This window comes from Paractinoplanes deccanensis (assembly GCF_016862115.1).
Taxonomy (GTDB): Bacteria; Actinomycetota; Actinomycetes; order Mycobacteriales; family Micromonosporaceae; genus Actinoplanes; species Actinoplanes deccanensis.
Window position 1 is genome coordinate 22,055 of the sequence record NZ_BOMI01000033.1, and the last position, 13,490, is coordinate 35,544.

10 protein-coding genes are annotated in these 13,490 nt (G+C 72.3%); 4 read left to right on the forward strand and 6 right to left on the reverse strand.

The features are described 5' to 3' along the window. Positions 1–263: 263 nt before the first annotated feature. Complete coding sequence (locus Ade02nite_RS09290) at positions 264–1,235, forward strand: NAD(P)-dependent alcohol dehydrogenase (RefSeq protein ID WP_203761147.1); 972 nt, start codon at positions 264–266, stop codon at positions 1,233–1,235. 33 nt (positions 1,236–1,268) lie between these two features. Here Ade02nite_RS09290 and Ade02nite_RS09295 read toward each other — a convergent pair whose 3' ends face one another. Continuing rightward, a complete protein-coding gene (locus tag Ade02nite_RS09295; RefSeq protein ID WP_203761148.1) occupies positions 1,269–1,841 on the reverse strand; it encodes a carbonic anhydrase in 573 nt (190 codons plus the stop codon). 192 nt (positions 1,842–2,033) lie between these two features. Between Ade02nite_RS09295 and Ade02nite_RS09300 the strand changes: the two genes are divergently transcribed. Further along, entirely contained in the window at positions 2,034–5,321 is a 3,288-nt protein-coding gene (locus tag Ade02nite_RS09300; protein ID WP_203761149.1) for a S8 family serine peptidase, read from the forward strand. A 95-nt stretch (positions 5,322–5,416) separates the two neighbouring features. Here Ade02nite_RS09300 and Ade02nite_RS09305 read toward each other — a convergent pair whose 3' ends face one another. The 5 genes from Ade02nite_RS09305 to Ade02nite_RS09325 form a co-directional block, all read right to left on the reverse strand. Next, positions 5,417–7,822, reverse strand: a complete 2,406-nt coding sequence (locus Ade02nite_RS09305) for a CHAT domain-containing protein (protein ID WP_203761150.1) — start codon at positions 7,820–7,822, stop codon at positions 5,417–5,419. Between the two features lie 57 nt (positions 7,823–7,879). After that, positions 7,880–8,260: a hypothetical protein gene (locus Ade02nite_RS09310; RefSeq protein ID WP_203761151.1), complete on the reverse strand. Its 381-nt coding sequence runs from the start codon at positions 8,258–8,260 to the stop codon at positions 7,880–7,882. A gap of 118 nt (positions 8,261–8,378) precedes the next feature. Beyond that, positions 8,379–9,407 (reverse strand): LLM class flavin-dependent oxidoreductase, encoded by a 1,029-nt coding sequence (locus Ade02nite_RS09315; RefSeq protein WP_203761152.1) that lies wholly within the window; start codon positions 9,405–9,407, stop codon positions 8,379–8,381. Position 9,408: 1 nt separating this feature from the next. Next, complete coding sequence (gene smpB, locus Ade02nite_RS09320) at positions 9,409–9,894, reverse strand: SsrA-binding protein SmpB (RefSeq protein ID WP_203761153.1); 486 nt, start codon at positions 9,892–9,894, stop codon at positions 9,409–9,411. A gap of 9 nt (positions 9,895–9,903) precedes the next feature. Then, the gene (locus Ade02nite_RS09325) at positions 9,904–10,167 is read right to left on the reverse strand and encodes a hypothetical protein (RefSeq protein WP_203761154.1); all 264 of its coding nucleotides are present in this window, start codon (positions 10,165–10,167) and stop codon (positions 9,904–9,906) included. A gap of 124 nt (positions 10,168–10,291) precedes the next feature. Here Ade02nite_RS09325 and Ade02nite_RS09330 point away from each other — a divergent pair, with 124 nt between their 5' ends. Then, complete coding sequence (locus tag Ade02nite_RS09330) at positions 10,292–12,373, forward strand: MMPL family transporter (protein WP_203761155.1); 2,082 nt, start codon at positions 10,292–10,294, stop codon at positions 12,371–12,373. A gap of 49 nt (positions 12,374–12,422) precedes the next feature. Beyond that, entirely contained in the window at positions 12,423–13,421 is a 999-nt protein-coding gene (locus tag Ade02nite_RS09335) for an NAD(P)-dependent alcohol dehydrogenase (protein ID WP_203761156.1), read from the forward strand. The last annotated feature ends 69 nt before the right edge of the window (positions 13,422–13,490 follow it).

Below are 13,490 nucleotides of genomic sequence, written 5' to 3' on the forward strand. Positions count from 1 at the left end.
TCCAGTGGAACGCCGTCGCGGAGAAGACCACGTCGGGTGCCACAGCCGATCTCCAACACCCTTGCACCGGGCGCCACTCCGGCCGCAGCGAGATCATCGAACATCTGTGCCGGGTACCGGGGCCGCGCACGGTCATACCGTTCCGCGTCCTCGTTGAAGGTCTCTCGCAGCCGCACGTAGTCATTGCTATCGCTCACCCAGAGAGAGTACGGATGCGTCCCTCGCGGGTTGACAGGGCGCGCGCGACCCGGTCCGATGGCTGCGTGAAGGCCGTCACCTACACCCGCTACGGAGGGCCGGACGTCCTGCAGGTGGCGGACGTGCCCACGCCGGCGCCGGGTGATCGGGACGTCCTGGTCAGGGTGCGGGCGGCCGAGGCGACCAAGTCCGACTGCGAGTTCCGGAGCTTCCGGTCCTCCGTGAAGTGGACGTGGCTTCCGCTGCGCATCGCTGTCGGTGTCGTCCGGCCGCGGCGCCGGGTCCTGGGCATGTACTTCGCCGGTGAGGTGGTGTCGGTGGGCGGGCGGGTCACCCGCTTCGCCCCGGGCGACCAGGTCTACGGCTGCACCGGTCTCCGCCTGGGCGCCTACGGTGAGTACGTCGTCCTGCCGGAGGGTGCCGCCGTCGGGCCCAAGCCCCGCACCATGACGTTCGCCGAGGCGGCCGCTGTCCCGCTGGGCGGGCTCAACGCCCTGCACTTCCTGCGGCGTGCCGGGATCGAACCCGGCGAGCAGGTGCTGATCAACGGGGCCGGGGGCAGTATCGGCGCGCACGCCGTTCAGATCGCCCGTTCGATGGGCGCGCGGGTCACCGCCGTCGACCACGGGAGCAAGGAGGAGCTCGTCCGGCGCCTCGGCGCGACCGACTTCGTGGACTACACCGCCGGCGCGGTGACGGCGACCGGCCGGAGGTTCGACGTCATCTTCGACATGGTGGCCGGGAGTTCGTATCGCGGTCTCGTCGGCATGCTCCGGCCGGGCGGGCGCTATCTCCACGGCAACCCGCGCCTGTCGGTGTTGCTCCGCTCGGTGCTGACCACCCGGTTCACCGACAAGACCGTCACCGTGGCCTTCGCCCCGGAGACGAGCGACGCCCTGGCGACGCTCACGGAGATGGCCGAGGCGGGCGAGATCCGGTCCATCGTGGACCGGGTCTACCCGATGACGGAGGCGGCCGAAGCCCACCGCCGGGTCGAGACCGAGCAGCGCCTGGGCGCGGTCGTGATCACCACGTAGCCAAGCGATCGTGATCACCACGTAGCCAGGGGATCACAGCATCTCGACGTGGCCGCTTTCGAGCCGGTAGATCGCGCCGGCGACGTCGAGGCGGCGGGCCGCGAGCGCCTCCTGGAGATGCCCGGCCTGCCGGAGGGTGGCCACGGTCCGGACGGTGTGGCTGCGGGTGGCCCTGTCGAGGCTGCCGCCGGCCGGCACCGCGGGAACGATCTGGTCGATCAGGTACTGGCGAGCGCCGGCAGGCCGGCGTCCGGTGCGCACCGCCTCGCGCGCGGCCGCCACCGCACGGCAGTCGTCGTGGCCGAGCACGACCACCAGCGACACCTGGAGGTCGGTCACCGCGAACTCGACCGAACCCAGCACGGCGCGGTCGAGGACGTGGCCGGCCGAGCGGACGACACAGATCGCCCCGGCGCGCTGCCCGAACACCGTCTCCACCGGCACCCGGGCATCGATGCAGCCCACGACGACGGCGAAGGGCCCACGATGGGCGCCGCCCCGCGGAACCGCACCGGGATGGCCGGCGCCCGAGGCGAATCGAGCGTTGCCGGCGCGCAGGCGGGCCAGCGCCTCGACAGGGGTCGGCCGATCGAGGTGCCGCGCCATGGGCCGGAGCGGGCCCGGCGCGGCCGTCGGATCGGAGAACAAGCGTCCCGGTTCCACAGAAGGAGGATGCCACGCCCTCCCCCGCGTGAAGTTCAGTGTGAAGCTTGTGAATCTTGTTACATAGATCAACTCCTGTCGCTGCCGTAGGTTGCCCGCCAAAGCACCGATCGGTGCTGTCGACAAAGGAGAACCATGCGCTTGGTCCGCATCACGTCGGTGCTGGCCCTCGCGGGTGTCGCGGCCTGGTCCGCGCTGCCCGGCGAGGGCCTCGCCGCCGCGCAGACCCCCGGGCCGGCCGCCGTCACCGCGGTGGCCGGCCCCGCCTTCGCCGCCACATCCACGGCGGTCACCCTCATCACCGGCGACACCGTCCGGGTCCGCTCCGTCGCCGGGCAGACCACTGTGGACGTCGACCCGGCGCCCGGCCGCGAGAAGGTCCCGTTCGTCACCGCCGCCGCGGGCGGCAGCGTCCGCGTGATCCCCGCCGACGCGGCGGGGCTGCTCGCGAGCGGGCGGCTCGACGAGCGGCTCTTCGACGTGGCCACGCTGCTGCGGTTCGGCTACGACGACACCCGGCGCGGCCTGCCCCTGCTCATCGAGGGCGCCGCCCGGCCGGCCGGGGCCCGCGTCACCAAGGCGCTGCCCGAGGTCGGCCTCACCGCGTACGAGCAGAACCGCGACGCCCCCGCCGAGCTGTGGCGGAGCCTGACCGACGGCGGCACGCTGCGCTCCGGCGTCACCAAGGTGTGGCTGGACGGCCTGCGCCGGCCCACGCTGGACGTCAGCGTCCCGCTGATCGGCGCGCCCGCCGCCTGGGACGCCGGGCTCACCGGCGCCGGGGTCAAGGTGGCCGTCATCGACAGCGGCGTCGACCTCGCGCATCCGGACCTCGCCGGGCAGGTCGCCGAGGCCGTCGACTTCACCGGCACCGGCCTCGGCGACCCGGTCGGCCACGGCACCCACGTCGCCTCCACCATCGTGGGCACCGGCGCCGCCTCGGGCGGCCGGTTCACGGGGGTGGCGCCGGGGGCGAAGCTGCTCAGCGCCAAGGTCTGCGTCGCCGAGGGCTGCCCCGAGTCGGCGATCCTGGCCGGCATGGCGTGGGCCGCCGAGCAGGGCGCCGCTGTCGCGAACATGAGCCTGGGCGGCACGGACACCCCGGAGATCGACCCGCTCGAGGCGGCCGTGCACGAGCTGACCGCGGCGTACGGCACCCTGTTCGTGATCGCGGCCGGCAACAGCGGCGAGGGCGGCGAGCTCACGATCGACTCGCCGGGCAGCGCCGAGGACGCGCTCACCGTCGGCGCGGTGACCAAGGCGAAGACGCACGCCGAGTTCTCCGGGCGGGGCCCGCGCACGGCCGACGCCATGGTCAAGCCGGACATCACCGCGCCGGGCGTGGGCATCGTGGCCGCGCGGTCGTCCGCCAGCGACCTGTTTCCGGTGGACGGCTTCGAGTCGTACGCCTCGCTGAACGGCACCTCGATGGCGACGCCGCACGTGGCCGGTGCCGCCGCCCTGCTCGCGCAGCAGCACCCGCAGTGGCGCGCGGCGCGGCTCAAGGCAACGCTCACCGCGGCCGCCTCGCCGTCGGCCGAGCTGAAGCCGTACGAGCAGGGCTCGGGCCTGGTCGACGTGGCACGTGCCATCGGCCAGCGGGTCACGGCCGACCCGGTCGGTGTCGGCTTCGAGCGCACCACGGCGGCCCAGTCGCGCGTCGTCACGTACGCGAACGACGGCGCCACGCCGGTGACGCTGAACCTCACCGTGGCGCCGCTGTTCACCTTGAGCGCGCCGGCTGTGACCGTGCCGGCGAACGGCACCGCCACGGTCACGGTGACCGCCCCGCCGAGCGCGGACCTGCCCGGCGAACAGCTCGGTGGCATGCTGACGGCGACTTCCGCGGGGGTACGGGTGGAGACGCCGATCGCCGTGGACATCGCCCGGCACACCCTGACCATCCGTACGCCCGGCGCGACCGGCGACGACCAGCGGTGGATCACCACGCTCACCGACCTCGACCGCTCGACGGCGACCGCGACCGCGCACACCGGCGACAGCGCCCGGGTACGGCTGCGCGACGGGCACTACGTCGTGCAGTCCTACCTGCTCACCGGCTCCGAGGAGGACCCGGAGATCACCTCGCTGGCCGATCCGGCGCTGGTGCTCACCGGCGACCGCACGATCACCATGGACGCCCGCGCCGCGAAGCCGGTCGCCGTCACCGTGGCCGACAAGAAGGCCGTGCCCACCTACAACGAGGCCGGCTGGACGATCCGCACGGCCGCGCCGGAGATCTGGGGCAGCAACGACCCGTTCGGCGTGCTGATGAACCTCAACTTCGCCCGCCTGCGGACCGGACCCGCACAGGGGTCGGCGGCCAAGAGCGGCTTCCTGTCGTACGTGACCGGCTCGTGGACCAGGCTCACCGACGGCTCCCCGGTCAACAGCCCGGCCGTCTACCGCGTCTACCTCTACGAGCGCGGCCGCATGATGGCCGGCAAGACCAGCGCCCTGCGCGCGGGCGACTTCGCCACCGTCCGGTCCCAGGTCGGCATCGACGTCGCGGGGGTACGCGTGACGCGCCTCGCCGTGGCCCGGGCGCCCGGCAACTCGGCCGTGTTCAAGAGCCCGGACGGCCGTCAGTCGCCGTTGAGCTTCAGCTACGACGGGCCGCGCACCGTCGTCGAGTACTTCAACCGCGACCAGCAGGCCGAGTGGCTGACGTCGAGCGCCCAGCTGGGATACACCAACTACGAGTCCGCGTGGACGTCGTGGCAGCCCGGCCGCTCGTACGACGTGAAGTGGGCGAACGGCGTCGTCGGCCCGGTCTTCCCGGAGCCCGACTTCGCCCAGCAGTTCGCGGCCCGCTACTGGGGTGACACCCTCGGCGGCCCCGGCCCGCTGCACGGCGACGGCAGCGGCCACGAGGGCTTCCGGTTCCCGCGCAACGGCAGCGTCGACGTGCGCATCTACCGCGACGGCACGCAGATCGCCCAGTCGGCGTGGACCCCGCAGGCCACCCAGGTGCCCGCCGCGGCCGGCTCCTACCGGGTGCACGCGGTCTTCCGCAGCGATCCGGAGTTCACCCGGTCCACGCTGGTGGACGCCGAGTGGACGTTCCGCTCCGGGCACGTCCCCGACGGTCAGGTGGCGCACCTGCCGATGACCGCGATCCGCTACTCCCCCGGCCTCGACCTGCACAACGCCGCCCGGGCCGGGCGGCCGATGGCCCTGCCCGTCTCGCTCGACCGCCAGGTCGGCGCGGCGCCGGCGGCGACCCGCTCGCTGAGCGTCGAGGCGTCCTTCGACGACGGCAGGACCTGGCGGCGCGTGCCCACCGTCCGCACGGGCGAGAAGGCGGTCGCCCTGATCCAGAACCCGCGCGGTGCCGGCTTCGTCTCGCTGCGTGCCTCGGCGGCCGACACCGCCGGCAACACCACCAAGCAGACGATCATCCGGGCGTACCGCTATCAGTAAGTGACGCGCAGATACCGGCGATGCAGCCGGGCCAGGTCGTGCAGCGCCGCCGTGACCCGGCGGCGCTGCTCGGCCGGCATCTCCGCGGCGGCGGCTCACCCCGTTCGGGACAGCCCCTCGGCCACCCAGCCCGCCCAGTAGTACGGGTCGGGGTGGGTTTCGCGGATGGCGAGCTGCGCCCGGCGCAGCGCCGCCGCCGCGTTGCGCCCCTCGGCGAGCCAGCCGTAGAAGGCCGTCATCAGGTCGGCGGTCGCGGCGTCCGGCACCTTCCACAGGCTGCTGACGCAGCAGGCGGCGCCGGCCGCGAGCGCGGCGGTGCGCAGGCCGAGCAGGCTCCCGTCGGCGTGATCGACCGCACCGACTCCGGTCTCGCAGGCGGACAGCACGACAAGCTCCGTGCCGGCGAGATCCAGCAGCGCGAACTCGGTCGCCGAGACCATCCCCGAGCCCATCTCGGCGGGGGTCTCGCCGCCGCTCTGCCACACGTTGTAGCCGGCCAGGCAGAGCACCGACCGCGACGACGGCCCGGTCGGCCCGATCTTCAACAGCCATTCGCTCCGCCGTTGATACAGCGCCCTGCGGTCGTCCGGCATGCGGGGATCGCCGAGCACCGGTTCGCTGATCACGACGCCACCGACGGACCGCATGACGGACAGCCGCGGCTCGGCCCGTTCCTGGTGACTGCCGATCGCGGTCAGGAACATGCCGTGCGTCGCCAGGTGCAGGATGCGCGGCGATCGCGCGGAGAGCAGGCGGTGCCGGGTCGCGTCCGGACCCGTCACCGGATCCGCGCCGATCATCGCAGCGACCGCGGCCGCCTCCCGGCCGGTGTTCGGCAGCGGCTCGGAGTAGGTGGGGAACAGGAAGTCGGGCAGGCTGTCCTCGCCGAGGTCGAAATCGGGATCGCCCAGCACCAGCGGCGGCCCGCTCGCGGGCCGGACGGCACCGTGACGCCGGGCGACGAAGCGGCCGCTGGGCACGAGCCCGACGATGTGCCGCTCGATGAGTGGCTCGCCGTCGGGGCCGGGCAGCAGCCCGAACGGCACCGAGCCCCACCGCCCGGTCGGCGCGATCATCAGACAAGGGCTCAGCTCGTCGTCCTCGTCGAAGATCCGCAACGCCACCGCGACGTCCCGCAGGCGCGCCGAGCGGTCCTCGTCCCCCTTCGGTGGCGTTCCGCTCAGCCGGACGAGCTCGACGATGCGCTCGTTCACCTCCGTCACCGGGCCGAGGTCGCGGTATCGGATCTCGCCCTCGGCGGGTAGCAGGATCATCGCGTAGTGCGCCGGCCGGCCCGGACGGCGCAGCGTGGTCAGCTCGACCAAGGTGCTCTGGTCGCCGAGCGCCGCCCGGACGGCGTCCACGGTGACGTGCGGGACCCACGGGTGGCCGAGGGCGAAGTGCAGTCGCACCTCCGCCTCGCCGGCACGCCGGGCGATCTCCGCCCGCGCCAGGCGCGCCTGCTCGATCGATGCCCGATCGGCGCCGTCGAGGTCGGCGCGAGCCAGATCCGCCCGCAGGCGGCGCACCTGCGCGGCTGTCTCCCCCGCTTGCTGAGCGGCGAGCCAGGCGGCGCCCTGCCGTTCGGCCAGGACACCCTTGCGGTTGAGCAGCAGGTTCATCAGCTCGACGGGAAGGATGCCGCACGTCGTGGTCACGGCGTGGCAGCCGAGGATCCACTCGAGCCGCTGCGCGAAGCCCAGGAACAGGTGTCGCGCCTCCTCTTCGCTGGCACGCGCCAGACGTCGCGGCAGGACCGCCGAGTCGAAGCGCTCGATGCGGCGGATCAGCGTCGCCACAAGATCAGCGTCGCCCACACTCGCGGCCGCGCGCAGCAGGACTGTCAGGAAGATGGGTACCTGCTCGACCTCCTCCGCCACGTCCAGGAGAGGCCGCATGAGGGCGATGGCGGCGTCCGGCCTGTCCCGGTACTCCAGCAGGAAGCGGCCGCGTTGCGTCGCGGCGGCCAGCCGGCCCAGCGGACTCACCCCCCGGCGCCGGGCGACCCGATGGGCGCGGCGGGTGAGCTGGTCGAAGAGCTCGGCGTCGCCGCGCAGCTCGGCGCACTCAGCGCGGTTCACGAGCCAGGTGAGGCGGTCGTCCCGGGCGAACGGCAGAAGCCTGAACCGCTTGCCCGCCTCGGTGAAGTGCTGCTCCGCGTCGCGGAGGTGTGCCGAGGCCACCGTGTTCACATAGCCGCCACCCAGGTCGTAAGGCCCGGCTCGGCGCGCCAGATCCAGTTCGGCGAAGCCCAGGTTGTCGTAGGTGATCGCGAGCGCTCGGCGGCCCGGCCGGCGACGGGACCGCTCCGCCTCCAGCGACCGCAGCAGCCACTGCTTCGCCAGCGCCGGGTCTCCCCGGTCCATCGCCACCAGCGAGAGGTTGTTGAGGACCGCGGACCGCTCGCGGTGCCAGACGCCCGATGCCCCGTCGAGGATCGCGAGCGCATCCCGCAGGTGCCGCTCGGCGTCGTGCGGGCGGCCGGCAGCCCACAGTCGCATGCCGTTCTCGTTCGCCTCGAACGCGGACCGCATGGCACCGGGTCGGGTCACCGGCGGCTACCGTCCCGCCTCGTCGAGGCTGATCCGCACCCGCACGCCGTCGGCGCCGGCCACCCCGTTCAGCGCGCTCTCGCACTCGGCCGCGCTCATCGGGGCGCGCAGCACCACCTCGGTCCCCGCCGGCACGGCGACCGTGACGGTGGCGCGCTTCTCCTCGGCGAACACGCGCTCGGCCAGCTTGGCGGCGAACGGCACCGCCAGGGAGAACACGCCGCTGACGACCGCCACGGCGAGCCCCGGATCGATCCCGCGGTGCGCCGGGCCGCCCGCGTTCTCCACCGTCAGCTCCCCGAAGGCGGCGGCCTCACGCCGGAGCAGCCGGCCCAGCTCCCCCGGCGGAAGCCAGTCCGACTCCACGGTCAGCGCCCCATCAGTCATGTCCTCGCCCTCTCACCGTGCCGCGTCGGCATGTCGGCGAGATCGTAGAGCGGACATTCCGGGCGCAGGGCGCGAACGGGAAGGCGACGCGCCGGGCGTCACCCGCCCGGAGCGGGGCTCAGGCCAGCAGCTCCTTGACCCGGGGGATGACCTGGGTGCCGTAGAGCTCGATGCACCGCATCATCTGCTCGTGCGGCAGGGTGCCGGCCGAGTATTTGAGGTCGAAGCGCTGGATGCCCAGCTCCTTGACCGTGCGGGCGATCTTCTGGGCGACGGTCTCGGGGCTGCCGGCGTGCCAGGCGCCGTCCTTGACGTCGTGCTCGAAGCGGTCGCGGGCCATGGGCGGCCAGCCGCGCTCGCGGCCGATGCGGTTGAGCATGGTGCGGGCGTGCGGCCAGAGGATCTCGACGGCCTCCTCGTCGGTCTTGGCGACGAAGCCGGGGCAGTGCACGGCGACCGGCTGGTCCGGCCGGCCGAACTCCTTGAGCGCGTGGTGGTAGAGCTCGACGTACGGGGCGAAGCGGATCGGCTCGCCGCCGATGATGGCCAGGGTGAGGGGGAAGCCGAGGCGGGCCGCGCGGACCACCGACTCGGGGCTGCCGCCGACGCCGATCCACGTGGGGATGCGGCCCGACGCGGTCTTGGGATAGACCTGCTGGTCGGTCAGCGGCGGGCGGACCGTGCCGGACCAGGTGACCGGGCCCTCCTTGAGGAGCTCGGCCATCAGATCGGCCTTCTCCTCGAAGAGCTTCTCGTAGTCGTGCAGGTCGAAGCCGAACAGCGGGAACGACTCGGTGAACGAGCCGCGGCCCAGGATGATCTCGGCGCGGCCGTGCGAGACGGCGTCCAGGGTGGCGAAGCGCTCGAAGACGCGTACCGGGTCGTCCGAGCTCAGGACCGTGACGGCCGTGCCCAGCTTGATCGTCGAGGTGCGCGCGGCGATGGCCGCGAGGACGATCTCGGGGGCGGAGACGGCGAAGTCGTCGCGGTGGTGCTCGCCCAGGCCGAAGGCGTCGACGCCGACCTTCTCGGCGAGCACGGCCTGCTCGACGACGTTGCGGATCACCTCCGCGTACGGGAGGCGCTTGCCGTGGCTGTCGGCGGTGACGTCGCCGAAGGTGTCCAGTCCGAATTCCACCATGATCATCCTACCGGCGGGTGTTGCCCTTCAGGCGGCGGCCCATCTCGCGGGCGATCTCCTTCTCGGCGTCGCGCTTGGCGAGGACCTGCCGCTTGTCGTACGACTTGAGGCCGCGCGCCATCGCGAGCTCGACCTTGGCCCAGCCCTCGCTGAAGTACATCGAGAGCGGCACCAGGGTGAGCCCGTTGCCGTCGCGCAGCTGGGACAGGATCTTGGCGATCTCGCCCTTGTGCAGCAGGAGCTTGCGGGTGCGGCGCGGGGCGTGATTGGTCCAGCTGCCGTAGCCGTACTCCGCGATGTGCAGCCCGTACAGCATGATCTCGCCCTCGTGCTCGCCCGCGAACGCGTCGACCAGCGAGGCGCGGCCCTCGCGCAGCGACTTGACCTCGGTGCCGGCCAGCACGATGCCCGCCTCGTAGGTCTTGAGGATCGCGTAGTCGTGCCGGGCCTTCTTGTTGGAGGCGATCAGCTTGTGCCCGGTGTCCTTGCCCACCCCCGGAATCTACGGCACGGGGCGGCGCATCGAGTACGTGACGCTGCTCAACCTGTGCGGCTCGTTGTGCACGTGCATCGCGGCCCGGTCGTACGCCTGCCACCCCGCCGCCCCGGCCCGGTTGAGGTGCCGCAGGTCGTCGTAGCGCTCGTCGGTGCCCCAGCGCAGCACGCCGCCCGGGTGGTGGAAGGTCGCTGTCCAGTCCATGAAGCGGTCGGCGCCGAGCGTGCCCGCGGCGCGGTATTCGAGGCGCGCGTATTCCCAGTTCGTCACCCGACGGATTATTCACCATCAACGTCTGCTGTGGATCTCCCCTGAGATAACCCTGAGGTAGCCGTTCGGGGGCTTCAGACCTTGACGGCGGTGGGCTTACGCTGCCCGCCGGGGGGAATTCATCATGGGGAGATTTATCTGCGGCCGCCGTTCCAAGTGGATCGTCCTCGGCCTGTGGATCGTGATTCTGGTCCTGACCGCGCCGCTCGCGGGCCAGCTGAGCAGCGTGGAAAAGAACGACAACTCGGCGTGGCTGCCCGGCGGGGCCGAGTCGACTCAGGTCATCGAGCTGAGCCGCACGTTCCAGCCGGACGACATCGCGCCGGCCATCGTCATCTACGAGCGTCCCGGCGGGGTGACCCCGGCCGACCTGGCCAAGGCGCAGGCCGACGCCGCCGAGATGAAGAGCGTCCCGGGCGTGACCGGCGAGATCGTCGGCCCGATCCCGTCCGAGGACAAGCAGGCCATCGAGCTCATCGTCCCCGTCAAGATCGATGAGGACGGCTGGGAGGCGCTGCCCGACATCGCCGAGCAGATCAGGCAGGTCGCCGAGGGCGGCGCGACGGTCTACCTCGCCGGCCCGGTGGCCAACGCCGCCGACTCGGCCGACGCCTTCGCGGGCATCGACGGCACGCTGCTCTACACCACGCTGATCGTGGTGGCGATCATCCTGCTGGTCACCTACCGCAGCCCGGTGCTCTGGCTGCTGCCGATCGTCAGCGCCGGCGTGGCCCTGATGGTCTCGCAGGCCGTCATCTACCTGCTCGCCAAGTACGCCGACCTGGTGGTCAACGCGCAGAGCTCCGGCATCCTCACCGTCCTGGTCTTCGGCGCGAGCACCGACTACGCGCTGCTGCTCGTCGCCCGATATCGCGAGGAGCTGAGACGGCACGAGGACCGGCACGAGGCGATGCAGTTCGCCCTGCACCGCGCCGGTCCCGCGATCATCGCGAGCGGGGCCACGGTCGCGATCGGCATGTCGATCCTGACGCTCGCCGAGCTCAACTCGACCAGCGGTCTCGGCCCGGTGGCCGCGATCGGCATCGTCGTGGGTCTCGCCGCGATGCTCAGCCTGCTCCCGGCGCTGCTGGTGATCTGCGGCCGCTGGCTGTTCTGGCCGGTCAAACCCCGCTTCGGTACGGCGGAGCCGACCGCCACCGGCTTCTGGGCGCGGCTCGGCACGCGCATCTCCCGCCGCCCGCGCACGGTGTGGATCGCCACGGCGCTGGCGCTGGGCGCGATGGCGCTCGGCCTGCTCCAGCTCAACGCGACCGGGCTCACCTCGGCCGAGCAGTTCACCTCCGAGAAACCCTCGGTGGTGGCCGAGCAGGTGCTGGCGCGGCACTTCCCGGCCGGCGGCGGCCAGCCGGTGACGGTGATCGCCGACGCCGACGCGGCGGCCCAGGTGCGCAGCGCCTTCGCCGCGGTGCCGGGCATCAGCGAGGTCGCCGAGCCGGTGATCAAGGACGGCCTGGCGCTCATCGACGGCACCCAGACCGACGCGCCGGACACCAAGGCGGCCCAGCAGACGGTCGAGCGGGTGCGCGACGCCGTGCACGCCGTGCCGGGCGCGAACGCCAAGGTCGGCGGCACGTCCGCGGCGCTGCTCGACATCAACAACGCCAACGACCACGACAACCGGCTGATCATCCCGCTCGTGCTGGCCGTCGTGCTGGTGATCCTGGCGCTGCTGCTGCGGGCCATCGTGGCGCCGTTGATCCTGATCGCCACGGTGGTGCTGTCGTTCGCGGCCGCGCTCGGGGTGAGCGCGCTGGTGTTCCGCCACATCTTCGACTACCCGGCCGAGGACACGTCGTTCCCGCTGTTCGTCTTCGTGTTCCTGGTCGCGCTCGGCATCGACTACAACATCTTCCTGATGACCCGGGTGCGCGAGGAGGCGCAGACGCACGGCACCCGCAAGGGCGCGCTGATCGGCCTGGCCGCCACCGGCGGCGTGATCACCTCGGCGGGCATCGTGCTCGCCGGCACGTTCGCGGCGCTGGCCAGCCTGCCGCTGGTGGCGTTCGTCGAGATCGGCTTCGCGGTGGCGTTCGGCGTCCTGCTCGACACCATGATCGTCCGGTCGATCCTGGTCACGGCGCTCAACCTGGACGTCGGGCGGCACATGTGGTGGCCGTCGAAGCTCGATCGCCGCAAACCGGACGAAACCCCGTTGTCAGCATCTGAACCGGAGCTTACGCACTGACCGCTCCGCGTCGCAGAGTCCCCCTCACAAGCTGAGGAGGCGACGCCGGATGAAGGCTGTACGGGTACACGCGTACGGGAAGAGGCCGTCGGTCGACGACGTGCCGGAGCCGAAGGTGACCGGGCCGTTCGACGTGCTGGTGCAGGTGGGCGCGGCGGGACTCTGCCGCACCGACCTGCACATCGTCGAGGGGCAGTGGGCGGAGAAGTCCGGCGTCCAGCTGCCGTACGTGATCGGGCACGAGAACGCGGGCTGGGTGCGCGAGGTCGGCGCCGCCGTGACCAACGTGGCGCCCGGCGACGCGGTCATCCTGCACCCGCTGGTGACGTGCGGGCTGTGCCGGGCGTGCCGGCGCGGCGACGACGTGCACTGCGAGAGCTCGAAGTTCCCCGGCATCGACACCGACGGCGGGATGGCCGAATACCTGCTGACCAGCGCCCGGTCCGTGGTGAAGCTCGCCGACGGGCTGGAGCCGGCAGCGGTGGCCGCGCTCGCCGACGCGGGCCTGACCGCCTACCACGCCGTCCGCAAGGCCGTGCCGCTGCTGCACCCCGGCTCGACGTGCGTGGTGATCGGGGCGGGCGGCCTCGGCCACATCGGCATCCAGTGCCTGGTGGCGATGACTGCGGCCCGGGTGATCGTCGTCGACCCGAACCCGCGCGCCCGCGACCTGGCGTCCGAGCTGGGTGCGCACGAGGTCGTCGAGAACGGCGACGGCCTGGACGACAGCGCCCACGTCGTGCTCGACTTCGTCGGCGAACAGGGCGCCGAGCGGGTGGGCCTGGCGATGACCCGCCGCGCCGGCAGCTACTTCGTGATCGGGTACGGCGGCAAGGTCGACATCCCGACCATCGACCTGATCTCCACCGAGCGCAACATCATCGGCAACCTGGTCGGCTCGTACACCGATCTGGACGAACTGATGACGCTCGCCGCGCAGGGCCGCGTCACGCTGCACACGAAGCAGTATCCGCTGGCTTCGGTCAACGAGGCCATGGACGATCTCGAGGCCGGCCGGCTCCAGGGCCGCGGCATCCTGGTGCCGTGATGAACCGCACGGACGGGCAGAGCTCCTTCGTCGTCGACGGGCGCGCGTGAACGGGCGCCGAGACGGCCT

Excerpts from the sequence above, each read along its gene's own strand:
- Ade02nite_RS09295 (WP_203761148.1), bottom strand. The coding sequence starts at position 1,841 with ATGGCGCGGCACCTCGATCGGCCGACCCCTGTCGAGGCGCTGGCCCGC.
- Ade02nite_RS09300 (WP_203761149.1), top strand. The coding sequence starts at position 2,034 with ATGCGCTTGGTCCGCATCACGTCGGTGCTGGCCCTCGCGGGTGTCGCG.
- Ade02nite_RS09305 (WP_203761150.1), bottom strand. The coding sequence starts at position 7,822 with ATGCGACTGTGGGCTGCCGGCCGCCCGCACGACGCCGAGCGGCACCTG.
- Ade02nite_RS09310 (WP_203761151.1), bottom strand. The coding sequence starts at position 8,260 with ATGACTGATGGGGCGCTGACCGTGGAGTCGGACTGGCTTCCGCCGGGG.
- Ade02nite_RS09315 (WP_203761152.1), bottom strand. The coding sequence starts at position 9,407 with ATGATCATGGTGGAATTCGGACTGGACACCTTCGGCGACGTCACCGCC.
- Ade02nite_RS09330 (WP_203761155.1), top strand. The coding sequence starts at position 10,292 with ATGGGGAGATTTATCTGCGGCCGCCGTTCCAAGTGGATCGTCCTCGGC.
- Ade02nite_RS09335 (WP_203761156.1), top strand. The coding sequence starts at position 12,423 with ATGAAGGCTGTACGGGTACACGCGTACGGGAAGAGGCCGTCGGTCGAC.